Origin of the sequence: Streptococcus sp. FSL W8-0197 (assembly GCF_037963785.1) — a bacterium.
GTDB lineage: Bacteria > Bacillota > Bacilli > Lactobacillales > Streptococcaceae > Streptococcus > Streptococcus oralis_CQ.
Map to the genome: position 1 here is coordinate 435866 of NZ_CP150168.1, position 25988 is coordinate 461853.

The window sequence follows — 25988 nt, forward strand, 5'->3', positions numbered from 1 at the left end:
ATGAGAATATTTGTTTTAGAAGATGATTTTTCCCAACAAGCTAGGATTGAAACGGTGATTGAGAAACTCTTGAAGGAACATCATATCACTCCGAGTTCTTTTGAAGTTTTTGGCAAGCCAGACCAACTGCTAGCAGAGGTGCATGAGAAGGGAGCACATCAGCTTTTCTTTTTGGACATTGAGATTCGAAATGAGGAGATGAAAGGCCTAGAAGTGGCAAGAAAGATTCGGGATCGAGATCCTTATGCCCTGATTGTCTTTGTGACGACTCACTCGGAGTTTATGCCCCTGTCCTTTCGCTACCAGGTATCAGCTTTGGACTACATTGATAAGGCCTTGTCGGCAGAGGAGTTTGAGTCTCGTATCGAGACAGCTCTTCTCTATGCCGATAGTCAAGACAGCAAAAGCCTGGCGGAAGATTGCTTTTACTTTAAATCAAAATTTGCTCAATTCCAGTATCCTTTTAAAGAGGTTTACTATCTCGAAACGTCCCCAAGACCCCATCGTGTTATTCTCTATACCAAGACGGATAGGCTGGAATTTACGGCGAGTCTAGAGGAGGTTCTCAAGCAGGAGCCTCGTCTCTTGCAGTGTCATCGTTCTTTTCTCATCAATCCAGCCAATGTAGTGCATTTGGATAAGAAAGAAAAACTGCTTTTCTTTGCCAATGGTGGAAGTTGTCTAATCGCGCGTTATAAGGTTAGGGAAGTGTCTGAGGCTATCAATAATTTGCATTGAGCTAGGAGAATTTATGAATATTACTTGGATATTATTGTATACACTTATTACTAATGGGCTAGAAATTGTCATTTTCTTTAAGGTAGATGGAATTGGTCTCACTTTCGAGAGGATTTTTAAGGCCTTTCTTCTGAAATTTCTCCTAGGGGCCATTTTTGCGACTTTTAAATTTTTAGCTGTGAGTGAATATTTGTCATATTTTATAGAACCTTTGTTTGGCATAGGGTTATCTTTCTTATTGTTAAGAGGGCTTCCTAAAAAACTTCTTTTCTTTTATGGTCTCTTTCCAATGATATTGGTGAATCTCTTTTATAGAGGAGTCTCCTATTTTGTGCTTCCATTTTTGGGACAAGGGCAAGTATATGATGGCTACTCACTTACTGGGTTATGTATAATAATTTTCAATTTCTTCATTTCTCTAGTCTTTTTGAAATGGTTGGACTATGATTTTACTAGTTTGAGAAGGGAGATTCTAGATAAAGGTTTTCAAAAGTCCCTGACTAAAATTAACTGGATAATGGGAACCTACTATCTAGTTATGGAAACTCTGTCTTTCTTTGAATATGAACAAAGCATTCAATCAAAGACTGTTCGCCATCTGATCCTAGTGTTTTACATGCTCTTTTTTATGGGGGTTATCAAGAAGCTGGATACCTATTTGAAGGAAAAACTTCAGGAGAAACTGAACCAAGAGCAGGCCCTGCGCTATAGAGATATGGAACGCTATAGTCGGCATATAGAGGAGCTTTATAAGGAAGTTCGGAGCTTTCGTCATGATTATGCCAACCTCTTGACCAGCTTAAGCCTAGGCATTGAAGAGGAGGATATGGAGCAGATAAAAGAGATCTACGACTCCGTCTTGAAGGATTCTAGTGAAAAATTGCAGGACAACAAATATGACCTGGGCCGATTGGTGAATATTCGGGACCGTGCCCTCAAAAGTCTCCTCGCAGGAAAATTTATAAAAGCCAGAGAAAAGGATATTGTCTTTAATGTCGAGGTTCCTGAGGAGATTCAAGTTGAGGGGATGAGCCTACTTGATTTTCTAACCATTGTGTCTATCCTTTGTGACAATGCTATTGAAGCTAGTGCAGAGGCTAGTCAACCTTATGTCTCAATCGCCTTTTTAAAAAGTGGAGCGAAGGAAAACTTTATCATTGAAAACTCCATCAAAGAAGAGGGCATAGATGTTTCTGAAATCTTCTCTTTTGGAGTTAGTTCTAAAGGGGAGGAGAGAGGAGTTGGTCTTTATACCGTTATGAAGATAGTGGAAAGTTATCCCAATGCTAGTCTCAATACTATCTGTCAAAATCAAGTCTTTCGTCAGATACTTACTATGATGCATACAGAATGATGAAAATAAGACCGAGAGTTCTTGTATCTCGATCTTATTTTTTTATAGTTGTATTGGCTGATGAAGTCCTTGTGTGATGTTATGAGAATATCTATTAACGCTATATAAGAAATTTTCCCACCATCCTCCACCTGTAATCTGGTTGAGTTCAGTAGTTGTTAGTTCTTGAAATGAAGTTAGGTTTTGATTCTTATCCATGTTACGATTCTCCTGTTTTATAAGATAATAAATAGTTATAGAGTGTTATCTGAAAATTAATCAGAATGTGTTAAAATTTTATCTTTGAAATAATCAAAATATGTTTTCTTTGCAGTTACACTAGTGACGCGACCTTGTAAGCCGTATTGGATGAGTTTACTGTCCTCATTAGATAGTTTTGCAAGAGCGGTTAGTTTAAAGAGATTTCCTTGTTCTGTTCTGGTAGGAGTTTGATCAATGCTCTGAAGTTGGCCAATGATGGTAATACCGTGATTTCCAATCTTCTCAAGTTTTAATCTTACAGTTTGTCCTTTATCTAGTAAGGGGAGATAGTCAGATGATACGTAGTAAGTGATTAGTACTTCTCTTGTATCTGTGATGACAGGGAATATTTGAGCAATTTCTGTACCAGTCGGAATTCTATTTTTACCTTCAAATTCGCTGTTCAGATGAATGATACCTTTACTTGGAGCGGTTAAGGTATTATTTTCTAAGCGCTGTGTCGCTTGATCTAGTTGTACTTTTAATTCTGTTAATTGATTTTCCACGGTTAGTTGTTGCTGAGAAGCAGTCTGTAAAAATTGAGTGCGGAGTACTTCAATTTTGGTTTCTAAACTATTATCATAAGTTGCTACACTTCCGATACCAGCTTGCTGAATTTTGAGGCTTGCGATAGATGATTCAAGATTTGCAATACTTTGATTGATTTGAGATAAAAATGGCTCCTCTGCAGTTCCCTGTGTTTGTCCTTGTGAGGCTACAAGATAACGATTCAAAATTGACTGGTGTGGATTGCCAGTCGGTAAGCGTGCTCTTTTGTTTATGATAGCATCTCTCAGCTCTTCATATTCTCCAATTTGTTGTTGAATTTTTGTAATTTCTTGTTCGATAGCTGATGAACTGCTATTAGCAAGATTGGCTTGATTTGAAACTTCAGTGTTAGTCTTTGAGATACCCAGCTCAATATCATGAGCTTGTTTAGTAAAATTCATAAAGGTATTATAGTAGCCAAACTCATCCTCACCAGAAAAAAGATCGGTATTTTTTTCTAAGCTTTGTTTCAAAATTCCAAGTCCTTCTTTTTGCTTCTCAAGTCTTTGTAACTGAGTTTCTAAGGCAGTTTTCTGACTTTCTTCCATTGTTTCAGAGTATTTGATGAGTAAGTCACCTTTTTCAACTACTTGATTTGCCACTAAATGATTAGCTAAGATAGTATTATCACTGGTTGACTGAATGGATGCAATGACACTTGTAGGAGTGACTTCTCCTTGCGATGTAACAGTAATCTCTTTTGTAGCAACAAGGGAGAAAATCACGATGAAAGTAAACAGTAATGAAAGTGGTATGATCAATACTGTCGCATAATTATGGTAACGTCTCTGATAAAACTCGACGCTTCTAAAAAGATTAGGATTCATAACATTCTCCTTATTTGTTGAATAGATGATGGTAGAAGCCTTGCGCCTGTATTAACTCTTGATGACTACCAACTTCAATGATTTTCCCTTGGTCAAGAACAATGACACGGTTAGTCCGTTCGGCTATACTTAGACGATGGGCTACAAAGAGAATGGTTTTATCAGTTAGGGACATAAGATTATCTATAACCTTTTTCTCAGTCAAAACATCGAGAGCACTAGTAGCTTCATCTAGTATTAAAACAGGAGATTTAGTTAAAAGAGCACGAGCGAGGGCGATTCGTTGCTTCTGTCCTCCTGACAGACCTGCTCCATCAGAAAGTTGAGTTTGATAGCCCATAGGCATTCTTTCAATATCTTGACGGATTTCAGCTAATTCGCAAGCTTTTAGAATATCTTCTTGGCTAATCATATTATTACCACCCAAGGTTAAGTTTTCCAAGATAGAGCCATTAAAGATATAGGCTTGTTGGGGCAGGTAATTAATATGACGGCGCAAGACTTTTTTATCAATATTTTTAATATCCTGATGATTGATGGAAATATGTCCTTTGTAAGGTTCAAAGAAATTGACAATCATTTTGGCTAAAGTTGTTTTACCAGAACCACTAACTCCAACCAGGCTGACCTTATCTCCTTGTTTAATCGTTAGATTAATATCCGTTAAGGTATCTCGCCCAAAACCATACTTATAAGAAAGGTCATCAAATTCAATATCGCCCATCAAAAAATGTGAATGAACAGAGTTTTCTTGAACTTGAAATTCAGATTCGACTAAATAGACCTCGTTCAAGCGGTTATTAGCAACCTTCGCAGATTGGAGTTTGGTTTGGAGGTTGATAATATTTTCCATAGGAGTTGTAAAGTAAGAAAGAAGTGTATTAAAGGTAATCAGCTGACCGATAGAAATTTTACTCGACATGACTAATTGAGCACCAAACCATAGGATAAAGATATTAAGAACTAACTTTGTTCCTTGCTTTAAATTAGTTTGTAAAATAGAATATTTAGTAAGTTTAAAGGATTTTTCCAAATAATCTACAAATTCGCTGTCTATATTTTGATAGCGATTTTCTTCACTCGTGAGCGACTTTATAGTTTCAATCCCGTTGATATCTTCGATAATAGCAGAGCTAACCATAGAATTACTTTGCATGACATCATGGTTCATTTTTTCGAAAGGCTTCATAAAAGAAAAGATGATGAACATGTATATAGGAATGGAAATAAGAGAAAGAAGGAAGAGATTAGGGTTTTGTGCCAGTAAGACGCCCCCTACAAGAATCAGAATAGAAACATCCAGAAAAAGAGAAAGAATGGTAGAAGCCAAGGCATCTATAATAGAGTTAGCATCTGTGAACCGTGAAATGATTTCTCCTGTACGACGTGTCGCAAAGAAAGACATAGGAAGTTCAAAAATATGGCGAATATAGGATAAAATCACATCAATACTTAATCTCTGACTCAGAACAGTTAGGAGATAATCTCTGGAGAAGCTCATGGCTTGTTGGAGGATATAGGTGATAATTAGACCAATTGAGATAATTCCTAAAGTTGATTTCATCTGATTTGGGATGTATTCATCTAAGATTCCTTGGAGATAATAAGAACCACCGATATTGATAATAGTGACTAATAAGCTTGAGAGAACAATGTAAGCAATGAGAGATTTTTGTTTGAAAATCAGAGGGAGGAAGCTCAGTAGACCATTCTTTTTATCTTTATGGGGTTGATAGCTGGGTTTGGGAGCTAGAAAAATAGCTACTCCAGTCCATTCAGAGAAAAAGCGTTCTTTTGACATTTTTGTGATTTTTACAGAAGGGTCAGGATCACCAATAATCAGATAGTCTTTCTTTGTTTGATAGACAACATAGTAATGTTGGAGTTTCCCTTCTTTGTTAACGTGAACGATAAATGGATAGGGGACATCACTCATGTCAAAGAGCGTTTTATCTGCTTGAACAGGCCTTGTTTCAAATCCCATTTCATTTGCGGCTTTTACAATGCCAAGAGCAGTCGTCCCTTCTTTGTTGGTCTTTGCAAGTTCTCTCAAGTGAGCTAGAGAAAAATCTGAACCATAGAATTTAGCAATCGAGGCTAAGGCAGCGACACCACAGTCTCTAGCATCTATTTGAGGAACAAATGTATGTTTATAAGAAGTCATTGGCAAATCCTTTCATATAAAATATGAATTTATTATACCATGATACTAAGTTCATATTTTATAAAATCTTGAATTGTCATTGAAACTTCCTGAATGGTAAAAAAGTGATTAGAAACTATCTTTCTTTAAAAATCTATAGGTGTATTTTGAAATAAAAAGCTAATTCAAGACGTTTCGATGACAATTCAAGATTTGGATGAAAAACTTTAACAAACAATGATATACTAAACTTGTCAAAGTTGCAACAGGACAAAAAATTAAAAATAAAAAAAGGAGTATTTGTCATGAATACAAAAATGATGGAACAATTTGAGATTATGGATACTGATATGCTTGCGAAAGTTGAAGGAGGTTTCGGAGGTTGGGGAGATATGCTTTCTGGTTTATTGGGTGGACTAGCACCGTCTCCAACTTTGGATCAATTAAATGGTAAGTGGCCTATTAGACATCCTTCGAAACCATGTAGTCCTTATGGTATAGGGGGAACTCCAAACTCATGTAATGGTATTTAAAAAGGATTGAAGCTATGAAGGCAAAATATGGGAATCAAATTGTTGATGTTTGGGAAATTGGTCAAGCAACTCCTAAACCAAGTTGGGTAGAGGAAGCTTTTCAAAAAAATTATATGGTTTGGTTGGATAATCATGTGCGCATTCTTATGGCGGCTCTTAATACTTCTCTCACAACTAATATCAAGTTTGGTCTGGTTGGAACAGTTGGAGGAGGATTCGCTGGTTATGGTATATATGTTCTTGGTTACCCAGGTGATTATCTAGATATCACCAATCATAGAGTTGTTTCTGCTAAAACATTTCACAAAAGTTATCAAATTTTAGAAAATGATTAGATATCATTTAATTGTAATGGAGTTTAGGTATGGAAAAAATATTTGCTAAAAAACGCAACGTATTTCTAACGAGATTGTTTCTAGGTCAGTTGCCTTTGCTAATCTCTACTTATCTATTTCTCTCTCGTCAATTTTTAAATTTTTCCTTAGTCTACCAATTTATTTTAGTGGTTATCAACTTGACTTCTATTTTGGCTGTTGTTTATCTCACTAGGTAAATGAGAGTGAAAAAATTTGAAGATGATGGTTTGATAAGTCCTAGAGCCAATCAACTAATGTTCGTAGGATTGACATGTTTTATGACTATTATCTGTTTGTATAGAGGTATCACAGCAGTAGAATCCTATCAACAACTAATCGCCTATATTGGAGCTATTCTATGCTTTATTATCACGCTTCTGCTCGTTTGGGGGTTGAAGTATTATAAAAAGTAGAGCTTAATGAAGTATAAAGGGGTCAGTTTTTTTGAAATACTTACCCCTTTTATAATGAAGTTTTTGCAATTCAAGATGTTTCGATGACCATTCATGATTTGAGTAATCCAAGGTCAAAATGAGTGCTATACTAGCAGTGTAAAGGTTCTTGCTCAACTAAGATAAATCACACATTTAGGAGGAAATCTTATGAAGAAAAAAATACTTATCATTTTCATCTTGTATCTAATCATGTCCCTCTTTCTTTATCCGCTTAGGGAAAGTATTTGGTATCAGCTATTTTATACCATAGCTTATGTGATTGCAGTTATGATCTATTTTGCTTTAACTAAAAAGAAAGGAGCAAAGAAATGAAAACTTTTCTTGCTAAAAAACGGAACATCTTCCTTTCGTTTGGGGGTTGAAGTATTATAAAAAGTAGAGGTTAATGAAGTATAAAAGGGTAAGTGTTTTCGAAATGCTTACCTTTTTAATGAAGTTTTTGCAATTCAAGATGTTTTGATGACCATTTAAGATTTATATGAATTTGTAATCTTAAATAAGGTAAGATAAAGACAACAAATGTAAAGGAGTATTCTTATGAAGAAACAAAAGATAAAATCGCTATTACTTGTACCACTTGTATTTGCATCTATTACTACAGGTGCTGTATATGCAGAAGAACAGACTACTTCATCTATCCAGGCGAATGATAGTTCTCTTGTGGCACCAGATTTGCCATCGACTAAGGAAAAGGTGGAGAATAAACCTTCTATTGTAACCCCAGAAGAGTATGAGCAGAATGTTGCGGAATTTAAAAAGATAGATATTGAAGCCGTTCGTCAATCTTTTACCGGGGACCAATTGGAACATACTATATATTTTGGTAGAAAAACATGCTCTCATTGTCGTCAATTTTCTCCTGAATTGAAAGAATTTAATAACCTGATTGAAAAGAAGTTAGAGTATTATGATTTGGATGGTAAAGATTTTGACGGGGAAGCGAGAGAGTTTCTATTTAAAAAAGTCGGTATTCCAGGAACACCAACAATTTTGTATTTAAGAAATGGACATCCGATATCTGGATGGGTTGGTGGCGGAGCGACTGCACAACAGGTTTATGATTATATGTACTCGAGAAACTCACCTAAGCAAACGGAAACAATAGCATCGTCCGAGGAAACAGTAACTGAAAATGTGCATGATGAGAAAACCAGAAATGACAGCATGAGTACTAGTGATAAAGTTGTAAGTGAAAGCAAAGGTATGAGTGATGAAAAAAGAACCGAAATGAAAATATCCAATGATAATCCCAATTCTAATAGTGAAAATAGCGGGAAAGTGGAGAGTATAAACTCAACTTCCAAAGCTAAAACTACTCAATCTGGCGATTTAGCAATGTTAGACAATAAGAATCAATTGGAAACTCTCAAACCTATTTTTGATGCTGCTCAAGAAAATAAAACTCCTTTAACCGATGTTAAGGGAAGCCAATCTATTACTTCGAATGAAAAATTATTACCGAAAACAGGAGAGGAAGAAAGTTACCAACTGATTCGGCTAGCTGTCGCGTTTCTTATGACTTCTATAATGATTAAAGTGAAACAAAAAATTCATAAATAAAAATAGATGGTAAACAGGTGCAATGATATTATTTGTTTGTAATAACATATGGCTAGAATTTGCCTATAGACAAGAGTGAAAGGGCAAGCATGTTTTTAATGCTTGCTTTTTAAATTTTTTAACAATTCAAGACGTTTCGATGGCAATTCAAGATTTGGATGAAAAAATATAATATACAGTGATATACTAAACTTGTCAAAGTTGCAACAGGACAAAAAATTAAAAATAAAAAAAGGAGTATTTGTCATGAATACAAAAATGATGGAACAATTTGAGATTGTGGATACTGAAATGCTGGCTAGCATTGAGGGAGGAACTGATTGGGGAACAGTAGGAAAAGGAGCTGTCTATGGAGCAGGTATCGGAGTTGCTATGTGTACGGTAGGAGGACTCCTTACTGGTGGTTCCGCATGGGCTATGACTGCTGGCTGTGCTTGGGCTGGAGCTAAACTTGGTGGTGCTTTTACTGCAATTGCTGATAATATTTGGCCATAGAAGGGAGTAGAAATTATGTTTGATTACAAAATAGTAGACAATCAAGAATTAAGTAATATTTCTGGAGGTGGATTGGGAGGAGATGTAGTTGTAGGAGCCTTGTCGGGTGCATTTCAGGCAGGACAATCTTGTATCGCTGGAGGCCCTCAAGCTTACTTTATTTGCGCAACAGGGGGCGCTATAGTAGGTGGCATTATAGCTTTTGGATTGAGACCCCCAAAATAGTTTAAAAGAGGAATGGGTATTAATATGTTAAATGAAACTATGATTCAGCTTATACTCATTGCAATTTGTTGTGTGTACATTATTTTTAACACCAAGGCTGATAAAAACCCAAAGAGAGGATATCGTACGGCTTTGTACCTTTTCGTTATGGCTGGTATTATATCCTATATTATGAATTATCTGAATTGGTTAGATTTTTTCTTACTGATAACTCCGATAATGTGTCTTTTTAAATTTGAAGATAAATGGAGTTAGCAACATTTGACACTTCAATAGGTTATTAACTATCCTTTGGCTCATTGTCAACTGTAGTGAGTTGAAGAAAAGCTAAGATCGAGAAAGGACGAATTTCGTCCTTTCTTTTTTGAGTACGACGGGCATGTCGTGTATTTGATGTGTAAGTCCTCCGTGTGCACCCGCTACCGGTGAATTCAATAGCGATTCTCAAGCCTGACTATCGTGAGGTAGCGGGGAGAAGAAGGCATAGCGAAATCGTGGCTTAAAGAACAGGAATGTTATAGTAAGACACGTTTAGAGGATAAAGTGGCTTCACACTCTAAAGCACAAATAGGTATACTGATGGAAGAGTTAATCTATAGAGGATTACTTCAACACGCCTTTTTTAAACATTCGCGATTTGGCCTTGATTTGCACTTCCTCATTTTTCAAGCCTACCTAGTTTGTTAGATATTTCCGTCTTTGCAACATTTGGAATCATCCTTGCCGGTTTGACCCGCTATACCAAGAGCATTTATCCATCTTATGCGGTGCATGTTATCAATAATATTGTCGCGACATCACCATTTTTGCTGACTTTTTTACACAGGATATTTAGCTAAAAATAGTGGAGTAAAAATAATTATCGATTTTAAGAAGAGACTGGGACAAAAGTCTAATATTAAATATAAAAAGCGAACAAAATCAGTTATCTAACACTCAGAATTCTGTCTTGTTCGCTTTTTTGTCTAATCTATCGATTTTAAAAATTTATAATATAGAATTCCTAAAATCAAAATCTTTTTGTCCCAGTCTCTTCTTATTAGTTGATTGGGAAGATTGTGCTCTTTGAGTAATTCAAGATGTTTCGATGACAATTCAAGATTTGGATGAAAAAAATTAATAAACGATGATATACTAAACTTGTCAAAGTTGCAACAAGACAAAAATTAAAAATAAAAAGGAGTATTTGGCATGGATACAAGAATGATGGAACAATTTGAAATTATGGATACTGAGATACTTGATCATATAGAGGGTGGAGATGTATCTGATATTTATAGAGGGTATGCTTATCAGGGAAGTCCATTTGGTTCTTACCCTTCTATATTAAAAAATTCAGGTCCTTTTCCAGTAAGTGGGTCCTGCCCTCGTGGTTATCGTGACCTTGGTTATATAGGAGCAGGTTTTCATTTATGTGGAATATAGGCTAAAATATAAGAAATGAGGAAGAATTTCTATGAAAAAGTATCAGCTTCTATTCAAAACAAGTGCAATTTTATCCTACCTATTTTTCGTATTTGGCCTTTCTCAGCTAACGCTCATCGTTCAAAATTATTGGCAATTTTCTTCTCAGATAGGCAATTTATTCTGGATTCAAAATATCTTGAGTTTACTTTTTATTGGAGTCATGATTGTGGTTCTTGTTAAGACAGGCCATGGTTATCTCTTTCGCATTCCAAGAAAAAAATGGTTTTGGTATTCGATTTTGACAGTATTAGTGGTAGTGTTCCAGATCTCTTTTAACGTTCAGACAGCTAAACATGTTCAGTCAACTGCGGAAGGTTGGGCTGTATTGATTGGTTATAGTGGGACTAACTTTGCAGAGCTAGGTATTTATATAGCCCTGTTCTTTCTGGTTCCACTGATGGAAGAGTTAATCTATAGAGGATTACTGCAACACGCTTTCTTTAAGCATTCGCGATTTGGTCTTGATTTGCTTCTTCCTTCTATTTTATTTGCTCTCCCTCATTTTTCAAGCCTACCTAGTCTGTTAGATATCTTCGTCTTTGCAACAGTTGGAATCATCTTTGCTGGTTTGACCCGCTATACCAAGAGCATTTATCCATCCTATGCGGTGCATGTTATCAATAATATCGTAGCGACATTACCATTTTTGCTCACTTTTCTACATAGGGTCTTGGGGTGAAAAAACCAAAAGGTTTACTTTTCAGCCATAGAGGAGTTCATCATGTATAAACACTTATTTTTTCTAGATTCAAAAACTTTAGACTGGTTGACACCTTATATTCTAGTCTTGGCTTCTGATACCATTGCCTTTAATGTTTTTGTGTTAACCTTTGTATCTGCGGCGGTCTTTTCTTCCCTGAATCCCATGTTAGCTTTTATGGCTATATTCTTAGGAGCTGGTTATGTTATCGGATTTTGGTTACTAAAATGGTTTGTTTTGGAAAGACTAGAGCTAAAGGATGACTTGTAGGAAAGTTTGTTTGTTGAGGAGGATAGCTTTATGGCCATTTTCAATAAGTGTCATGCCTTGTTTTTTGGATTTTTAGTATTTGCAATCGTTGGTGCAGCGGGTTATTCCATTAATCAAGGGGATTATTTTCAACACCAGTACACATTCATTATTATAAAGAGTCTCTTGCTTTTCCTTAGTTTTGGCTATGCGAGATGGTTTGATATGATTTCTTTTGGGATTTTAAGTAAGAAACAACTCTTGCTGTTCATTGGAATCTTTCTTCTCACGGTGCTGGTAAATATAGGCTATTATGCTTTTTTCTCAGTTGCATCTGGTGCCTCGGCTCAACACCTTGAGGAAACGAGTAAAGGGCTTCCGCTTTCCTTTATTGTAAGTGTTATAGTTTTGGGACCAATCCAGGAGGAACTCATGTTCAGAGGACTTCTTCAGGGGGCTATATTTGAAAATTCTTGGTTAGGGCTTGTACTGACTTCCTCTCTCTTTTCTTTCATGCATGAACCTTATGATGTGCCTTCGTTTTTCTATTATCTACTTGGGAGCTTGTTGCTGGGCTTTGCTTACAAAAAGAGCCAAAATTTGTGGGTTTCTACTCTAGTCCACATGTCTTACAACAGTTTGCCACTTTTAACTTATTTCTAAAAATCATGAAAAGGTAAGCAGAAAGACGGTGCTTGCCTTCTTTAAGCTATAATGATAGCCTGAATCAATTGAGATGCTTTTCTTTGGGAATCGGGTGTGAAGCGGTTGACGAATAGACCAAAAACTAGTAGAATAGTAAGGAAACTTTATACGGAGGAAAGAAATGGACTTGGGTGATAATGAGCTAACGCTGACCCCTATACCTGGGAAGAGCGGCAAGGCTTATATGGGAAGCTACCCTGATGGGAAGCGCGTCTTTGTAAAAATGAACACCTCTCCAATCCTACCTGGCCTAGCCAGAGAACAAATCGCTCCTCAATTACTATGGACTCGTCGTTTGCCAGATGGCAGTGATATGTGTGCTCAGGAATGGTTGATGGGCAAAATATTGACCCCTTACGACATGAATCGCAAGCAGATTATCAATATCTTGAACCGCCTTCACCGCTCGCGTCCCTTGATGAAGCAGTTGAGCCGTTTGGGCTATACTATGGAAACACCAGTTGATTTGCTACGTTCTTGGCAGCAAGGAGTTCCAGAAATCTTGAAGCAGAACCACTATTTGAACAGTGTGATTGCTGAGCTAGGTAAGACGGTTCCAGGTTTTAGGGAAGACCATGCAACGATTGTGCATGGGGATCTTCGTCATAGTAATTGGATTGAGACAGAGAGTGGACTCGTTTATCTAGTGGATTGGGATTCGGTTCGTCTGACGGATCGTATGTTTGATGTAGCGCATTTGCTATGCCACTACATTCCAGATCATCAGTGGCATCAATGGTTGAGAGACTACGGCTATAAGTACAATCAGACAGTGTTAGATAAATTGTATTGGTATGGTCAGTATTCTTACTTGAACCAGATTGCCAAATACTGTGAAAATCAAGATTTAGACAATGTAAACCGGGAGATTTACGCCTTGCGCGTCTTCCGTGACAAGTATGGAAAGAAGAGATGAGAGTTAGAAATCGTAAAGGGGCGACAGAATTACTAGAGGCCAATCCTCAGTATGTGGTCCTCAATCCCTTGGAAGCTAAAGGGAAATGGCGAGACTTGTTTGGAAATGATCATCCTATTCATGTAGAGGTTGGAAGTGGGAAAGGGGCCTTCGTATCAGGAATGGCCAAGCAAAATCCTGACATCAACTACATCGGGATTGATATCCAAAAGTCGGTATTGAGTTATGCCTTGGATAAGGTATTAGAAGTTGGAGTGCCAAATATCAAATTGCTGTGGGTAGATGGTTCAGATTTGACTGACTACTTTGAAGACGGTGAGATTGATCGTCTCTACCTAAACTTTTCTGATCCCTGGCCTAAAAAACGCCATGAAAAACGTCGTTTGACTTACAAGAGTTTCTTGGATACCTTCAAGCGCATCTTGCCTGAGAATGGGGAAATCCATTTCAAGACAGACAATCGTGGCTTATTTGAGTATAGTCTAGTGAGCTTTTCTCAGTATGGGATGAAACTCAATGGTGTTTGGCTAGACTTGCATGCCAGTGATTTTGAAGGCAATGTCATGACAGAATATGAGCAAAAATTCTCCAGCAAAGGTCAAGTGATCTACCGAGTTGAGGCAGAATTTTAAGAAATAGCTTGAAAACCAGCTGTTTGAGTGCTAATACTTTACATAAATTGACAAACGTGCTATACTGATAGTAAGAATATGAGAAAGAGAGGCGGGGAAATATCTTCGCCTCTTGCTTATGAGGAGGTGGACGCAATCGCAACAATCGTAGAATTAGTCAGAGAAGTTGTAGAACCTGTCATCCAAGCGCCTTTCGAGCTCGTGGATATCGAGTATGGAAAGATTGGCAGTGACATGATTCTCAGTATTTTTGTAGATAAACCTGAAGGAATTACCTTGAACGACACGGCAGACCTGACAGAAATCATCAGTCCTGTCCTAGACACCATCAAGCCTGATCCCTTCCCAGAACAATATTTCCTAGAAATCACCAGTCCAGGCTTGGAACGTCCTTTGAAAACCAAGGATGCTGTCGCTGGAGCAGTTGGGAAATACATCCATGTCGGGCTCTACCAAGCCATTGATAAGCAAAAAGTCTTTGAAGGAACCTTGGTATCCTTTGAAGGGGATGAGTTGACTATGGAGTATATGGACAAGACACGTAAGAAAACTGTCCAAATTCCATACAGTTTAGTATCAAAAGCACGTTTAGCAGTAAAACTATAGAAAAGAAAGGATAGCTTTTGAGGATTCAAAAGCAAAGAAAACATGAGTAAAGAAATGCTAGAGGCCTTCCGCATTTTGGAAGAAGACAAGGGAATCAAAAAAGAAGACATTATCGAGGCAGTAGTAGAGTCGCTTCGTTCCGCTTATCGCAGACGCTATGGTCAATCTGACAGCGTAGCCATCGACTTCAATGAAAAAACAGGAGACTTTACTGTCTATACTGTCCGTGAAGTTGTTGATGAAGTATTTGATAGCCGTTTGGAAATCAGCTTGAAAGATGCTCTTGCCATTAATTCAGCCTATGAGCTTGGTGACAAAATCAAGTTTGAAGAAGCACCTGCTGAGTTTGGTCGTGTAGCTGCCCAATCTGCCAAACAAACCATCATGGAAAAAATGCGCAAGCAAACACGTGCCATCACTTACAATACTTATAAAGAACATGAACAAGAAATCATGTCTGGTACGGTAGAACGATTTGACAACCGCTTTATTTACGTCAACCTTGGCAGCATCGAAGCCCAATTATCAAAACAAGATCAAATCCCTGGAGAGGTGTTTGCTTCCCATGACCGTATCGAAGTCTACGTTTACAAGGTTGAAGACAACCCTCGTGGTGTCAACGTATTTGTTAGCCGTAGCCATCCAGAAATGATTAAACGCTTGATGGAGCAAGAAATTCCAGAAGTTTACGATGGAACTGTTGAAATCATGAGCGTAGCCCGCGAAGCTGGTGACCGTACCAAGGTTGCCGTTCGTAGCCACAATCCAAATGTAGACGCTATCGGGACAATCGTTGGACGTGGTGGTGCCAACATCAAGAAAATCACCAGCAAATTCCACCCAGCTCGTTACGATGCTAAGAGCGATCGCATGATTCCTGTCGAAGAAAACATTGACGTTATCGAGTGGGTAGCGGATCCAGCTGAGTTTATCTACAATGCCATCGCACCTGCAGAGGTTGACCAAGTTATCTTTGATGAAAATGACAGCAAACGTGCCTTGGTCGTTGTACCTGATAACAAACTTTCTCTTGCTATCGGTCGTCGTGGACAAAACGTTCGCTTGGCGGCTCACTTGACGGGTTACCGTATCGATATCAAGTCTGCCAGCGAATTTGAAGCTATGGAAGAAGCAGGTCAAGTTGATTACGCAGCTGCGGATGAATTGATCGAAGAATAAAAGCTGCTAGAGGAGGGAAAGATGAAAACAAGAAAAATCCCTTTGCGCAAGTCTGTTGTATCCAATGAAGTGATTGATAAGCGTGATTTGCTCCGCATTGTCAAGAACAAAGAAGGACAGGTCTTTATCGATCCGACAGGCAAGGCCAATGGCCGTGGCGCTTATATCAAGCTAGACAATGCAGAAGCCCTAGAGGCAAAAAAGAAGAAAGTCTTTAACCGCAGCTTTAACATGGAAGTGGAAGAAAGCTTTTATGACGAGTTGATCGCCTATGTTGATCACAAAGTGAAAAGAAGAGAGTTAGGACTTGAATAAGCAAAAGATAAGTAATCTCTTGGGACTTGCTCAACGAGCAGGCCGGATCATATCAGGTGAGGAATTGGTGGTCAAGGCCATCCAAGATCAGAAAGCCAAGCTAGTCTTTCTAGCACAGGATGCTGGTCCCAATCTGACCAAGAAGATTCAAGATAAAAGTGACTATTATCAAGTAGAAGTTATAACCGTGTTTTCAACACTGGAATTAAGCATAGCAGTCGGAAAATCGCGAAAGGTTTTGGCTGTGACAGATGCTGGATTTACAAAGAAAATGAGGTCTCTTATGGAATAGAAGAGGAGGACATGATTTGTCTAAGAAAAGATTGTACGAAATCGCAAAAGAACTTGGAAAAGAAAGTAAAGAAGTTGTAGCGCGTGCAAAAGAGTTGGGCTTGGATGTGAAAAGCCACTCATCGAGCGTGGAAGCTGCTGCTGCTGAGCAAATCGCAGCTAGCTTTAAACCTGCACCTGCTCCTAAGGCAGAAGCAAAACCTGCAGCACCAAAAGCAAGTGTAGAAAAGAAAGCTGAAAAGCCTGCATCATCTAAACCAGCTGCCGCAAAGGAAGAAAGAAAATCAGCTACACCTGCAGCTCCTAAGGAAGAAAAAGTAGTGGCCGCAAGACCACAGAGTCGAAACTTCAAGGCGGAGCGTGAGGCGCGTGCCAAAGAGCAGGCAGAGCGACGCAAACAAAACAAGGGCAACAACCGTGACCAACAACAAAACGGCAACCGTCAGAAAAATGACGGCCGTAATGGTGGTAAACCTGGTCAAGGGAACCGCGACAATCGCCGATTCAACGACCAAGGGAAAAAACCACAAGGTCAAGGGAATCGTGGCAATGATCGCCGTCAGCAACAAGACTTCCAGCCAAAACAAGCTGGACCACGTGTTGACTTTAAAGCCCGTGCAGCAGCCCTAAAAGCAGAGCAAAATGCAGAGTACGCACGCTCAAGCGAGGAGCGCTTCAAACAATCGCAAGCTGCCAAAGAAGCCTTGGCTCAAGCTAACAAACGCAAGGAGCCAGAGGAAATCTTTGAAGAAGCTGCTAAGCTAGCTGAACAAACGCAGCCAGCAGTAACAGTAGCTCCTGTAGTGAAAGAAGCGCCAGTGGATACACGTCGTAAAAAACAAGCTCGACCAGACAAAGAACGTGATGATTATGATCACGAAGAAGATGGTCCTAGAAAACAACAAAAGAATCGAAGTAGTCAGAATCAAGTGAGAAATCAAAGAAATAGTAACTGGAATAACAACAAGAAAAATAAAAAAGGGAACAAGCAAAACAACCGTAACCAGACTCCAAAACCTGTTACAGAGCGTAAGTTCCATGAATTGCCAACAGAATTTGAGTATACAGATGGTATGACTGTTGCGGAAATCGCAAAACGTATCAAACGTGAACCAGCTGAAATCGTTAAGAAACTCTTTATGATGGGTGTCATGGCTACACAAAACCAATCCTTGGATGGGGAAACCATCGAACTCCTCATGGTGGATTACGGTATCGAAGCCAAACAAAAGGTTGAAGTGGATAATGCCGACATCGAACGTTTCTTTGTCGAAGATGGCTATCTTAACGAAGATGAATTGGTTGAGCGTCCACCAGTTGTAACCATCATGGGACACGTTGACCATGGTAAGACAACCCTCTTGGATACCCTTCGTAACTCTCGTGTAGCGACAGGTGAAGCAGGTGGTATCACGCAGCATATCGGTGCTTACCAAATCGTGGAAAATGGCAAGAAGATTACCTTCCTTGATACACCAGGACACGCGGCCTTTACTTCTATGCGTGCGCGTGGTGCATCTGTTACCGATATTACTATCTTGGTTGTAGCGGCCGACGACGGGGTTATGCCTCAGACTATTGAAGCCATCAACCACTCAAAAGCAGCGAACGTTCCAATTATCGTAGCCATCAATAAGATTGATAAACCAGGTGCCAACCCAGAACGCGTTATCGGTGAATTGGCAGAGCATGGGGTTATGTCAACAGCTTGGGGTGGAGATTCTGAATTTGTTGAAATCTCAGCTAAATTCAACCAAAATATCGAAGAATTGTTGGAAACAGTCCTTCTTGTAGCTGAAATCCAAGAACTCAAGGCAGACCCAACAGTGCGTGCGATCGGTACGGTTATCGAAGCGCGCTTGGATAAAGGAAAAGGTGCGGTCGCAACCCTTCTTGTCCAACAAGGTACCTTGAATGTCCAAGACCCAATCGTTGTCGGAAATACCTTCGGTCGTGTCCGTGCTATGACCAATGACCTTGGTCGTCGTGTTAAGGTTGCAGGTCCATCAACACCAGTTTCTATTACTGGTTTGAATGAAGCGCCAATGGCGGGTGACCACTTTGCGGTTTACGAAGATGAAAAATCTGCGCGTGCAGCAGGTGAAGAACGTGCCAAACGTGCCCTTATGAAACAACGTCAAGCTACCCAACGTGTCAGCCTTGAAAACCTCTTTGATACACTTAAAGCTGGTGAGCTTAAGTCAGTTAACGTTATCATCAAGGCCGACGTACAAGGTTCTGTTGAAGCCCTTTCTGCCTCGCTTCAAAAGATCGATGTGGAAGGTGTCAAAGTTACCATCGTCCACTCGGCAGTCGGTGCTATCAACGAATCTGACGTGACCCTTGCGGAAGCTTCAAATGCCTTTATCGTTGGTTTCAACGTACGCCCTACACCACAAGCGCGTCAACAAGCTGAAGCTGACGATGTAGAAATCCGTCTCCACAGCATTATCTATAAGGTTATCGAAGAGATGGAAGAAGCCATGAAAGGGATGCTTGATCCTGAATTCGAAGAAAAAGTTATCGGTGAAGCAGTTATCCGTGAAACCTTTAAGGTATCTAAAGTCGGAACTATCGGTGGATTCATGGTTATCAACGGTAAGGTTACCCGTGATTCTAAAGTCCGTGTTATCCGTGACGGTGTCGTAATCTATGATGGCGAACTCGCCAGCTTGAAACACTACAAAGACGACGTCAAAGAAGTTACAAACGGTCGTGAAGGTGGATTGATGATTGAGGGCTACAATGATATCAAGATGGATGATGTGATTGAGGCATACGTCATGGAAGAAATCAAACGATAATAGAGAAACGATAGCCAATTTGACTCGTCGTCAACAGTGCCTTGATGAACCCTTAGTTCTATCTAAGGCTTGTTTCCTAGATTCAAATGGCTCTAGTTCCTCTATCTAACAGAAATAGCTAGGTCTGCTGGCCTAGCTTTTGGTTCAAAGTAGAGAAAGGAATGTCATGGCAAATCATTTCCGTACGGATCGTGTGGGCATGGAAATTAAGCGCGAAGTCAATGAGATTTTGCAAAAGAAAGTCCGTGATCCCCGTGTCCAAGGTGTGACCATCACAGATGTTCAGATGCTAGGTGACTTGTCTGTTGCTAAGGTTTACTACACCATTTTGAGTAACCTTGCTTCGGATAACCAAAAAGCTCAAATCGGGCTTGAAAAAGCAACTGGTACTATCAAACGTGAACTTGGTCGCAATTTGAAATTGTACAAAATCCCAGATTTAACCTTTGTCAAAGACGAGTCCATTGAATATGGAAACAAGATTGACGAGATGTTACGCAATCTGGATAAAAACTAAAGAAGAGGGGAGAACCCTCTTTTTTGGTGGAGAAAATAGGTGGAATTTGAGATGGAAAAATATTCTTTTAAAAATGGAATTCTGTATTTATAAAATGTTTACTGATTAGAAAATGCTTTTTTTTTTTTAGGAAATATGATATGATAATTTTATAAATAAAAGGAGATTCTATTAATGAATAATGTAAAAAAAGTTTGTCGTTTAGCTTTACTATGTCTTTCCGTTTCTACTCTAGTTGCTTGTAGTTCTCTTTCTGAAAAAACAAGTAGCTCTTCTAGTGAGAATCAAACAGAAGCTTCATCTAGTAGTTCTGAAAAGAAAGGGTTGTTTGCTAAAGCAAAAGAAAAACTCAGTTCAAGCGATTTTAACCCACAAGATGTTAGCGATACGACAATTGAGTCTATAAAAACCTATGAAGATTATTTGACTATGTATGAGAAAATTGTTGATAATTACTATACCGAAGCAGATGAAGCCTTTAAGGGAACTGCTTTAGAAGACAGTGCTTCTATCCAAGAATTAAAAGATAGTACTAAAAAAGAAATGGAAGAGCAGAAAAAACAATATGGACCATTGAAGAAAGCACCAATTCAAGGAAAAGAGGAAATTATTCAATTTCTAAAAGATTATCGTGATAATCTACATCAACAAGTAGAACAGTGGAAAGCTAGTCTATAGTAGGAAGAGTGGGGCTAAAGATGGACTATCAATTATTACCTCATGAATATATGATTATGAATAGTGATGATGTTAGTTTTGGGAAAAATGGTCTGTATACGGATGATCTAATTTTAACAAACTTACATTTAATACACATAAAAAAGGGTATATTTTGGGGAAAAAAAGAACAAATCATCATACCTATTAATCAAATAAAAATATTTGAAGGTAAACCACAAGTTTCTGTAACTAAAAATAATGGTTCTAAACGCTTAGAAATTTACTATAATAGCGGTCAAGCTATTTTCTCATTCTCTAATACTAAAGATACTGATAAGTGGGCAACTAATATTATTAAATTGATTTCTGGTGATACGAATGATTTTGAAACATTGGGTGATAGCAGTTTGTTTGGAACAGATGTTTTAGCAGAAACAATTAAAGATACATTTGATGCTTTCAAAACAGGCTTAGGTTTTAAAGACACAGAACCAGAAAAATTATCTACCAAGTGTACTTTTTGTGGTGCTCCTTTATCGGGAACGACAAAACAAATAGTGAAATGTAGCTTTTGTGACATGGAACAGAGTTTGTAGGAGATGAAAGATGGGTATAATTAAAGCAGTAACGGATTCCATTAATGGAACTTTTGCAGACCAGTGGAAAGAAATTATCACAGTTCAAGCCTTTGACGAACACACGGCTGTTTGCCCAGGTATTCTTCAAGAAAGTAATAATGGTAGAGGAGTCAATAACAAAGGGTCCTTAGGTATCATTTCAAATGGCTCAAAAATCTTTGTCCCTGAAAACACAGCTGCTTTTATTTTTAGTCAGTCTGGGATAGAAGATATCATCACAGAACCGGGTGGTTATGAATATCAAAATGGTGAGAGTAGTATTTTTAATGGAGATGGTTTTAAAAAATCTTTGTTTGATAATGTCGTGAATCGTGTTGGATTCGGTGGACAAAGTGATCAACAAAAACAGATTTGTTTTGTTAACTTGAGAGAAATTCGTGACATTAGGTTTGGTACTCGTGGACCAGTTATGTATAATGATTTGTTTTATGGTGCGGATTTAGAAGTGCGTGCTTTTGGAACTTTTTCTATTAGAATTACGGATGCTACCCAGTTTGTTAAAAATTTTCTACCAGCAAATGTAACCTATTATTCCTTTGATAGTGCTCAGGCTAGAGCTCAAATAGTAACAGAATTTCTTCAATCCTTTACAATGGCTTTAAATGCTTTATCAACAAGCTATCGTATTTCACAATTGCCTTCACAAACTGGAGTTCTTGCAGAACAAGTATTAAGTAATAAACAATATGCTGGTACTTGGAAGGAACGCTTTGGTTTTGAGATTGTTAAAGTTGCTGTTGCAAATATTGAATTTTCGCCTGAATCCAAGGAACTCGTTAAACAATTTTCATCAAATAAGATGAATTTAAAAGCATATGAGGAAATTTCGCAGAAATCATCTAATATTGCAGCACAACAAAAGATTGCATCAGGAATAGAACAACATGGTTTAGGAGATGGTGCAGGAATGATTTTTGGCATGAATATGGTACAAGGTCTAGATGAAAAGGTGACCAAACCAACTCTTTCTCTAGATGAACAAATTGAAGCCCTAACCAAACTTAAATCACTTTTAGATGCAGGTATATTGTCTCAGGAAGAATTTGATATAAAGAAAAAAGAAATTATGGATTTATAATGATAAAAATCAAGTATTGTTATTGATTAGAAGAAGCGGAATTTACCAGATTTAACCTTCGTCAAAGATGAGTCCATCGAATATGGAAACAAGATTGACGCAATGCTACGCAATCTGGATAAGAACTAATACTCTTCGAAAATCAAATTCAAACCATGTCAGCGTCGCCTTTCCGTACTCAAGTACAGCCTGCGGCTAGCTTCCTAGTTTGCTCTTTGATTTTCATTGAGTATAAGAAAGAGGGGATTCCCCTCTTTTTTCTTGTCGGAGTAGTTTGTTTGCTAATCATCGATATATTGCCCTTGTAAAACGCAGTTTAAAAAATTTGTAAATTTCAAATAGTATGATATGATAAAGCTTGATATAAATGAAAAACGGAGAGATATATGGCTAAACAAGATATAGCTATGCAAGTACTACAACAAGTGGTGAAACTACCCGTAGTCAAGGTCGATCGAGAAAAGTTTTTAGTAGAAAAGTTTTCAAAGGAATTAGACCGTAAGGATATTGCAACCTTATTAGAACAAGGGCCGACTTCTTTGTTGCCTCAGGAAAGCTTGGACCGAGTGGCAAAGGCCTGTATTAAGGACAATGTCTTGCTAGCCAGTGGAACTTCGGTTTTGGCTGGTCTACCTGGAGGGATTGTCATGGCGATTACTATTCCGACAGACGTAGCCCAGTTTTATGCATTCTCATTAAAACTAGCTCAGGAACTAGGGTATATTTACGGATTTGATGATCTTTGGGCATCGCGCAATGAGTTAAGCGAGGAAGCTAAAAACACACTTCTACTGTATCTCGGTGTGATGCTGGGAGTAAATGGCGCAGGTGCCCTGCTTCGATCAGGTGGTGTGACAGTAGCCAAGCAAGTCATAAAAGTAGTGAACAAGAAAGCCTTGACAAAAACTCTTTGGTATCCAATTTTAGAAAAAGTTTTGAAAATTTTTGGTGTCAATCTGACAAAAGGAGGCCTAGCCAAAGGGATGGGGAAAGTGATTCCTATCCTAGGTGGAGTCATTTCTGGTGGCTTAACCTTTGCGACCATGAAGCCGATGGGAGAAAGATTGCAACAGGAATTGTCCAAGCTAGTCAACTACAATGAAGTACAATATCAAAGAGACGTTGATACAATCCGAAAAGAGGTCGAAATCATAGAAGGTGAGTAATATGGGGTTCATTAAGATTCTAGCCAAGACTTACGGGAATTACTTTTTCGTGATGCAAAGCGTCAAAGTCCTGAAGAACATGAAAAAAGATGACAATGCTCTAGTAGGTTTCGGGAAAGTACTGCTTGCTGACAAGCTGATGGATGTAGCCCAGTGGCTCGCAAAACCAGATGATAAGGAATAACTTGAAATGAAAGAAACTAGCAGGAACTACGCTGCTAGTTTTTTAATCTCTTCCCATATGGTATAATATAAGCAGTAAAATCATTTTATACTCTTCGAAAATCTCTTCAAACCACGTCAGCTTCACCTTGCCGTACTTAAGTACAGCCTGCGGCTAGCTTCCTAGTTTGCTCTTTGATTTTCATTGAGTATTAGAACATACAATGGAGGTCGTCATGGACAATATCATCGATATGTCAATACCCGTTGCAGAAGTGGTAGACAAGCACCCGGAAGTCTTGGAAATCCTAGTGGAGCTTGGTTTTAAACCACTTGCTAATCCCTTGATGCGCAACACAGTCGGTCGCAAAGTATCGCTTAAGCAGGGTTCTAAACTTGAAGGAACTCCTATGGACAAGATTGTCCGCACACTGGAAGCGAATGGTTACGAAGTGATTGGATTAGACTAATGGCAGATGAACGGATTCATATCCTACGGGATATTTTGTTAGAATTGCACAACGGCGCCTCTCCCGAGTCAGTTCAGGAGCGTTTTGATGCGACTTTTACGGGTGTTTCAGCCATTGAGATTTCCCTCATGGAGCACGAGCTGATGAACTCAGACTCAGGTGTCACCTTTGAAGATGTCATGGAACTCTGCGATGTCCATGCTAATCTTTTTAAAAATGCTGTTAAGGGCGTCGAAGTAGAGGATACTGAACACCCTGGCCACCCAGTTCGCGTCTTCAAGGATGAAAATCTGGCACTCCGTGCTGCCTTGATTCGTATTCGGAGACTGTTGGATACCTATGAGTCTATGGAAGATGAGGAAATGCTGGCAGAGATGCGCAAGGGCTTGGTCCGTCAAATGGGGCTGTTGGGGCAATTTAACATCCATTATCAGCGCAAGGAAGAGCTCTTTTTTCCCATCATGGAGCGCTATGGTCACGATTCACCTCCTAAAGTCATGTGGGGGGTGGATGACCAGATTAGAGAACTCTTTCAGACAGCTCTAGCGACGGCTAAGGCACTACCAGAAGTGGCGATTTCCACTGTAAAGGAGGCCTTTGAAGCTTTTGCGACAGAGTTTGAAAGTATGATTTTCAAGGAAGAGTCCATCCTTCTCATGATTCTTCTTGAGTCGTTCACCCAGGATGACTGGATTCAGATTGCGGAGGAGAGCGATGCCTACGGCTATGCCATCATCCGTCCGTCTGAAAAATGGGTGCCAGAACGACAGAGTTTCGTTGAGGAAAAGAGTGCAGAGGAGCCCGTGCAGCTGGACACGGCTGAAGGTCAAGTTCAGCAAGTTATCGATACACCAGAAGGCCAGTTCACCATTACCTTTACCCCTAAGGAAAAGGAAGCAGTGCTGGACCGTCATAGTCAACAGGCTTTTGGCAATGGTTATCTCTCCGTCGAGCAGGCCAATCTCATCCTCAATCACCTCCCTATGGAGATCACTTTTGTCAATAAAGACGATATTTTTCAGTATTACAATGACAATACGCCAGCTGATGAGATGATTTTCAAACGGACGCCGTCCCAAGTCGGGCGCAATGTAGAACTCTGCCATCCGCCCAAATATCTAGAAAAGGTGAAGGCCGTTATGCAAGGTCTTCGTGAAGGGGTCAAGGACAAGTATGAAATGTGGTTCAAGTCAGATTCGCGAGGCAAGTTTGTCCACATTACCTATGCTGCGGTACACGATGAAAACGGGGAATTCCAAGGCGTGTTGGAGTATGTTCAGGATATCCAGCCCTACCGAGAGATTGATACGGACTTCTTCCGTGGATTAGAATAAGGAGAATCAATGAGTTACGAACAGGAATTTATGAAGGAATTTGAAGCTTGGGTCAATACCCAGATCATGATCAACGACATGGCGCACAAGGAAAGTCAAAAGGTCTACGAAGAAGACCAAGACGAACGTGCCAAAGATGCCATGATTCGCTACGAAAGTCGCTTGGATGCCTACCAGTTCTTGCTTGGTAAGTTCGAAAATTTCAAGGCAGGCAAGGGATTCCATGATTTGCCAGAAGGATTGTTTGGTGAGCGAAACTACTAATCGTTACAAATCAAAAAGTGCGTATGAACGCACTTTTTTTGTTTATACGTGATGTGTGTGTTTTGTGATCCATTGTTCCATTTTGATATGTAACCAGAATGAATAGATGCCCAAGGTGATGATGGTGAGCAAGAACCACTTGATCCAGTTCCCGAATAATTGAGAACCTGTTCCGTCAAAATAAAGGCGACGTCCATCGATGACAGTGTGCTTAACCTTCCAGTTTTGCATCATACAAACTACCCATGGTGTAGCGATTCCAACAGTAAATCCCATGATAAGCATGGCTAGGATAGCATGTCCAACGTAGCTCAAAAGACCACCGTCAAAGTAACTTTCGTTATTCATATTGTTCTCCTT

General features: G+C 39.1%; 31 protein-coding genes and 3 pseudogenes. 30 read left to right on the forward strand and 4 right to left on the reverse strand.

The annotated features are described in order from the left end of the window. A complete protein-coding gene (locus NYE79_RS02235) occupies positions 1-738 on the forward strand; it encodes a LytTR family DNA-binding domain-containing protein (RefSeq protein WP_101800372.1) in 738 nt (245 codons plus the stop codon). Positions 739-751: 13 nt separating this feature from the next. Then, positions 752-2092, forward strand: coding sequence for a sensor histidine kinase (locus NYE79_RS02240; protein WP_095726453.1), 1341 nt, complete (start codon positions 752-754; stop codon positions 2090-2092). A gap of 42 nt (positions 2093-2134) precedes the next feature. Here NYE79_RS02240 and blpC read toward each other — a convergent pair whose 3' ends face one another. Genes blpC through blpA form a run of 3 tightly spaced genes read right to left on the reverse strand, consistent with a single transcriptional unit; the run spans position 2135 to position 5872 of the window. Further along, complete coding sequence (gene blpC / locus NYE79_RS02245) at positions 2135-2290, reverse strand: quorum-sensing system pheromone BlpC (RefSeq protein WP_000360258.1); 156 nt, start codon at positions 2288-2290, stop codon at positions 2135-2137. Positions 2291-2346: 56 nt separating this feature from the next. Then, positions 2347-3708: a bacteriocin secretion accessory protein gene (locus NYE79_RS02250; RefSeq protein ID WP_095726454.1), complete on the reverse strand. Its 1362-nt coding sequence runs from the start codon at positions 3706-3708 to the stop codon at positions 2347-2349. Between the two features lie 10 nt (positions 3709-3718). Next, positions 3719-5872: a peptide cleavage/export ABC transporter BlpA gene (gene blpA, locus NYE79_RS02255; RefSeq protein ID WP_095726455.1), complete on the reverse strand. Its 2154-nt coding sequence runs from the start codon at positions 5870-5872 to the stop codon at positions 3719-3721. Positions 5873-6156: 284 nt separating this feature from the next. Between blpA and NYE79_RS02260 the strand changes: the two genes are divergently transcribed. The 28 genes and pseudogenes from NYE79_RS02260 to NYE79_RS02395 all read left to right on the forward strand — a co-directional run bounded on the left by NYE79_RS02260 (position 6157) and on the right by NYE79_RS02395 (position 25628). Next, complete coding sequence (locus NYE79_RS02260) at positions 6157-6384, forward strand: bacteriocin class II family protein (protein ID WP_070800393.1); 228 nt, start codon at positions 6157-6159, stop codon at positions 6382-6384. Positions 6385-6398: 14 nt separating this feature from the next. After that, positions 6399-6719 (forward strand): role in replication, encoded by a 321-nt coding sequence (locus NYE79_RS02265; RefSeq protein ID WP_095726456.1) that lies wholly within the window; start codon positions 6399-6401, stop codon positions 6717-6719. A gap of 29 nt (positions 6720-6748) precedes the next feature. Next, positions 6749-7153: pseudogene (locus NYE79_RS02270) on the forward strand (immunity protein). 579 nt (positions 7154-7732) lie between these two features. Next, positions 7733-8755, forward strand: a complete 1023-nt coding sequence (locus tag NYE79_RS02275; protein WP_095726459.1) for a thioredoxin domain-containing protein — start codon at positions 7733-7735, stop codon at positions 8753-8755. Positions 8756-9001: 246 nt separating this feature from the next. Beyond that, on the forward strand, positions 9002-9250 hold the full coding sequence (locus NYE79_RS02280; RefSeq protein WP_095726460.1) for a Blp family class II bacteriocin: 249 nt from the start codon (positions 9002-9004) through the stop codon (positions 9248-9250). A gap of 15 nt (positions 9251-9265) precedes the next feature. Beyond that, positions 9266-9475 (forward strand): Blp family class II bacteriocin, encoded by a 210-nt coding sequence (locus NYE79_RS02285; protein ID WP_095726461.1) that lies wholly within the window; start codon positions 9266-9268, stop codon positions 9473-9475. Between the two features lie 576 nt (positions 9476-10051). After that, positions 10052-10314 (forward strand): annotated as a pseudogene (locus tag NYE79_RS02290) (CPBP family intramembrane glutamic endopeptidase); the annotation flags it as partial. Between the two features lie 352 nt (positions 10315-10666). Next, positions 10667-10900 (forward strand): ComC/BlpC family leader-containing pheromone/bacteriocin, encoded by a 234-nt coding sequence (locus NYE79_RS02295; RefSeq protein ID WP_070800397.1) that lies wholly within the window; start codon positions 10667-10669, stop codon positions 10898-10900. A 31-nt stretch (positions 10901-10931) separates the two neighbouring features. Then, positions 10932-11621, forward strand: coding sequence for a CPBP family intramembrane glutamic endopeptidase (locus NYE79_RS02300; protein ID WP_070800398.1), 690 nt, complete (start codon positions 10932-10934; stop codon positions 11619-11621). A 42-nt stretch (positions 11622-11663) separates the two neighbouring features. Then, positions 11664-11912, forward strand: coding sequence for an immunity protein BlpZ (gene blpZ, locus NYE79_RS02305; protein WP_061454541.1), 249 nt, complete (start codon positions 11664-11666; stop codon positions 11910-11912). 30 nt (positions 11913-11942) lie between these two features. Next, the gene (locus tag NYE79_RS02310; RefSeq protein ID WP_070800399.1) at positions 11943-12554 is read left to right on the forward strand and encodes a type II CAAX endopeptidase family protein; all 612 of its coding nucleotides are present in this window, start codon (positions 11943-11945) and stop codon (positions 12552-12554) included. Between the two features lie 163 nt (positions 12555-12717). Then, positions 12718-13512 carry a phosphotransferase family protein gene (locus NYE79_RS02315; protein WP_247929975.1) on the forward strand — a complete coding sequence of 265 codons (795 nt, stop codon included), beginning with the start codon at positions 12718-12720 and terminating at the stop codon, positions 13510-13512. Then, on the forward strand, positions 13509-14144 hold the full coding sequence (gene trmB, locus NYE79_RS02320; RefSeq protein ID WP_001266088.1) for a tRNA (guanosine(46)-N7)-methyltransferase TrmB: 636 nt from the start codon (positions 13509-13511) through the stop codon (positions 14142-14144). Before NYE79_RS02315 ends, trmB begins: the two co-directional genes overlap by 4 nt. A 126-nt stretch (positions 14145-14270) precedes the next feature. After that, positions 14271-14750: a ribosome maturation factor RimP gene (gene rimP, locus NYE79_RS02325; RefSeq protein ID WP_000338696.1), complete on the forward strand. Its 480-nt coding sequence runs from the start codon at positions 14271-14273 to the stop codon at positions 14748-14750. Between the two features lie 42 nt (positions 14751-14792). Continuing rightward, positions 14793-15929: a transcription termination factor NusA gene (gene nusA / locus NYE79_RS02330; protein ID WP_247929976.1), complete on the forward strand. Its 1137-nt coding sequence runs from the start codon at positions 14793-14795 to the stop codon at positions 15927-15929. A 21-nt stretch (positions 15930-15950) separates the two neighbouring features. Continuing rightward, on the forward strand, positions 15951-16244 hold the full coding sequence (locus NYE79_RS02335) for a YlxR family protein (RefSeq protein WP_000857560.1): 294 nt from the start codon (positions 15951-15953) through the stop codon (positions 16242-16244). Further along, positions 16237-16536 (forward strand): YlxQ-related RNA-binding protein, encoded by a 300-nt coding sequence (locus NYE79_RS02340; protein WP_001041399.1) that lies wholly within the window; start codon positions 16237-16239, stop codon positions 16534-16536. Before NYE79_RS02335 ends, NYE79_RS02340 begins: the two co-directional genes overlap by 8 nt. 16 nt (positions 16537-16552) lie before the next feature. Continuing rightward, positions 16553-19339, forward strand: coding sequence for a translation initiation factor IF-2 (gene infB, locus NYE79_RS02345; protein WP_339293759.1), 2787 nt, complete (start codon positions 16553-16555; stop codon positions 19337-19339). 166 nt (positions 19340-19505) lie between these two features. Next, positions 19506-19856 carry a 30S ribosome-binding factor RbfA gene (gene rbfA / locus NYE79_RS02350; protein ID WP_001273601.1) on the forward strand — a complete coding sequence of 117 codons (351 nt, stop codon included), beginning with the start codon at positions 19506-19508 and terminating at the stop codon, positions 19854-19856. Between the two features lie 174 nt (positions 19857-20030). Next, positions 20031-20534: a hypothetical protein gene (locus NYE79_RS02355; protein WP_070657209.1), complete on the forward strand. Its 504-nt coding sequence runs from the start codon at positions 20031-20033 to the stop codon at positions 20532-20534. Positions 20535-20554: 20 nt separating this feature from the next. Beyond that, positions 20555-21112: a hypothetical protein gene (locus NYE79_RS02360; protein ID WP_083307422.1), complete on the forward strand. Its 558-nt coding sequence runs from the start codon at positions 20555-20557 to the stop codon at positions 21110-21112. Between the two features lie 10 nt (positions 21113-21122). Then, positions 21123-22232 (forward strand): SPFH domain-containing protein, encoded by a 1110-nt coding sequence (locus tag NYE79_RS02365; protein ID WP_070657206.1) that lies wholly within the window; start codon positions 21123-21125, stop codon positions 22230-22232. Between the two features lie 42 nt (positions 22233-22274). Continuing rightward, a pseudogene (locus tag NYE79_RS02370) lies at positions 22275-22361 on the forward strand (ribosome-binding factor A); the annotation flags it as partial. Positions 22362-22618: 257 nt separating this feature from the next. Beyond that, positions 22619-23398: a hypothetical protein gene (locus NYE79_RS02375; RefSeq protein ID WP_070657204.1), complete on the forward strand. Its 780-nt coding sequence runs from the start codon at positions 22619-22621 to the stop codon at positions 23396-23398. Position 23399: 1 nt separating this feature from the next. Further along, positions 23400-23582, forward strand: a complete 183-nt coding sequence (locus tag NYE79_RS02380) for a hypothetical protein (protein ID WP_000505781.1) — start codon at positions 23400-23402, stop codon at positions 23580-23582. 214 nt (positions 23583-23796) lie between these two features. Continuing rightward, on the forward strand, positions 23797-24030 hold the full coding sequence (locus NYE79_RS02385; protein ID WP_061587516.1) for a DUF1858 domain-containing protein: 234 nt from the start codon (positions 23797-23799) through the stop codon (positions 24028-24030). Continuing rightward, on the forward strand, positions 24030-25364 hold the full coding sequence (locus NYE79_RS02390) for a DUF438 domain-containing protein (RefSeq protein ID WP_000752872.1): 1335 nt from the start codon (positions 24030-24032) through the stop codon (positions 25362-25364). The genes NYE79_RS02385 and NYE79_RS02390 overlap by 1 nt, the downstream gene beginning before the upstream one ends. 9 nt (positions 25365-25373) lie before the next feature. Continuing rightward, positions 25374-25628, forward strand: a complete 255-nt coding sequence (locus NYE79_RS02395; protein ID WP_000119707.1) for a DUF1912 family protein — start codon at positions 25374-25376, stop codon at positions 25626-25628. 42 nt (positions 25629-25670) lie between these two features. Here NYE79_RS02395 and NYE79_RS02400 read toward each other — a convergent pair whose 3' ends face one another. Continuing rightward, complete coding sequence (locus NYE79_RS02400; RefSeq protein ID WP_216728888.1) at positions 25671-25976, reverse strand: DUF898 family protein; 306 nt, start codon at positions 25974-25976, stop codon at positions 25671-25673. Between the last annotated feature and the right edge of the window lie 12 nt (positions 25977-25988).

What these genes read in the sequence shown, in the direction of transcription:
- NYE79_RS02365 (WP_070657206.1), top strand. Translation starts at nt 21,123, where the DNA reads ATGGGTATAATTAAAGCAGTAACGGATTCCATTAATGGAACTTTTGCA.
- NYE79_RS02375 (WP_070657204.1), top strand. Translation starts at nt 22,619, where the DNA reads ATGGCTAAACAAGATATAGCTATGCAAGTACTACAACAAGTGGTGAAA.
- blpZ (WP_061454541.1), top strand. Translation starts at nt 11,664, where the DNA reads ATGTATAAACACTTATTTTTTCTAGATTCAAAAACTTTAGACTGGTTG.
- NYE79_RS02265 (WP_095726456.1), top strand. Translation starts at nt 6,399, where the DNA reads ATGAAGGCAAAATATGGGAATCAAATTGTTGATGTTTGGGAAATTGGT.
- trmB (WP_001266088.1), top strand. Translation starts at nt 13,509, where the DNA reads ATGAGAGTTAGAAATCGTAAAGGGGCGACAGAATTACTAGAGGCCAAT.
- NYE79_RS02260 (WP_070800393.1), top strand. Translation starts at nt 6,157, where the DNA reads ATGAATACAAAAATGATGGAACAATTTGAGATTATGGATACTGATATG.
- NYE79_RS02395 (WP_000119707.1), top strand. Translation starts at nt 25,374, where the DNA reads ATGAGTTACGAACAGGAATTTATGAAGGAATTTGAAGCTTGGGTCAAT.
- NYE79_RS02360 (WP_083307422.1), top strand. Translation starts at nt 20,555, where the DNA reads ATGGACTATCAATTATTACCTCATGAATATATGATTATGAATAGTGAT.
- NYE79_RS02310 (WP_070800399.1), top strand. Translation starts at nt 11,943, where the DNA reads ATGGCCATTTTCAATAAGTGTCATGCCTTGTTTTTTGGATTTTTAGTA.
- blpA (WP_095726455.1), bottom strand. Translation starts at nt 5,872, where the DNA reads ATGACTTCTTATAAACATACATTTGTTCCTCAAATAGATGCTAGAGAC.
- NYE79_RS02280 (WP_095726460.1), top strand. Translation starts at nt 9,002, where the DNA reads ATGAATACAAAAATGATGGAACAATTTGAGATTGTGGATACTGAAATG.
- NYE79_RS02250 (WP_095726454.1), bottom strand. Translation starts at nt 3,708, where the DNA reads ATGAATCCTAATCTTTTTAGAAGCGTCGAGTTTTATCAGAGACGTTAC.
- NYE79_RS02240 (WP_095726453.1), top strand. Translation starts at nt 752, where the DNA reads ATGAATATTACTTGGATATTATTGTATACACTTATTACTAATGGGCTA.
- NYE79_RS02235 (WP_101800372.1), top strand. Translation starts at nt 1, where the DNA reads ATGAGAATATTTGTTTTAGAAGATGATTTTTCCCAACAAGCTAGGATT.
- NYE79_RS02400 (WP_216728888.1), bottom strand. Translation starts at nt 25,976, where the DNA reads ATGAATAACGAAAGTTACTTTGACGGTGGTCTTTTGAGCTACGTTGGA.
- NYE79_RS02385 (WP_061587516.1), top strand. Translation starts at nt 23,797, where the DNA reads ATGGACAATATCATCGATATGTCAATACCCGTTGCAGAAGTGGTAGAC.
- NYE79_RS02295 (WP_070800397.1), top strand. Translation starts at nt 10,667, where the DNA reads ATGGATACAAGAATGATGGAACAATTTGAAATTATGGATACTGAGATA.
- blpC (WP_000360258.1), bottom strand. Translation starts at nt 2,290, where the DNA reads ATGGATAAGAATCAAAACCTAACTTCATTTCAAGAACTAACAACTACT.
- rbfA (WP_001273601.1), top strand. Translation starts at nt 19,506, where the DNA reads ATGGCAAATCATTTCCGTACGGATCGTGTGGGCATGGAAATTAAGCGC.
- NYE79_RS02335 (WP_000857560.1), top strand. Translation starts at nt 15,951, where the DNA reads ATGAAAACAAGAAAAATCCCTTTGCGCAAGTCTGTTGTATCCAATGAA.
- nusA (WP_247929976.1), top strand. Translation starts at nt 14,793, where the DNA reads ATGAGTAAAGAAATGCTAGAGGCCTTCCGCATTTTGGAAGAAGACAAG.
- NYE79_RS02355 (WP_070657209.1), top strand. Translation starts at nt 20,031, where the DNA reads ATGAATAATGTAAAAAAAGTTTGTCGTTTAGCTTTACTATGTCTTTCC.
- NYE79_RS02315 (WP_247929975.1), top strand. Translation starts at nt 12,718, where the DNA reads ATGGACTTGGGTGATAATGAGCTAACGCTGACCCCTATACCTGGGAAG.
- NYE79_RS02285 (WP_095726461.1), top strand. Translation starts at nt 9,266, where the DNA reads ATGTTTGATTACAAAATAGTAGACAATCAAGAATTAAGTAATATTTCT.
- NYE79_RS02380 (WP_000505781.1), top strand. Translation starts at nt 23,400, where the DNA reads ATGGGGTTCATTAAGATTCTAGCCAAGACTTACGGGAATTACTTTTTC.
- NYE79_RS02275 (WP_095726459.1), top strand. Translation starts at nt 7,733, where the DNA reads ATGAAGAAACAAAAGATAAAATCGCTATTACTTGTACCACTTGTATTT.
- NYE79_RS02300 (WP_070800398.1), top strand. Translation starts at nt 10,932, where the DNA reads ATGAAAAAGTATCAGCTTCTATTCAAAACAAGTGCAATTTTATCCTAC.
- NYE79_RS02390 (WP_000752872.1), top strand. Translation starts at nt 24,030, where the DNA reads ATGGCAGATGAACGGATTCATATCCTACGGGATATTTTGTTAGAATTG.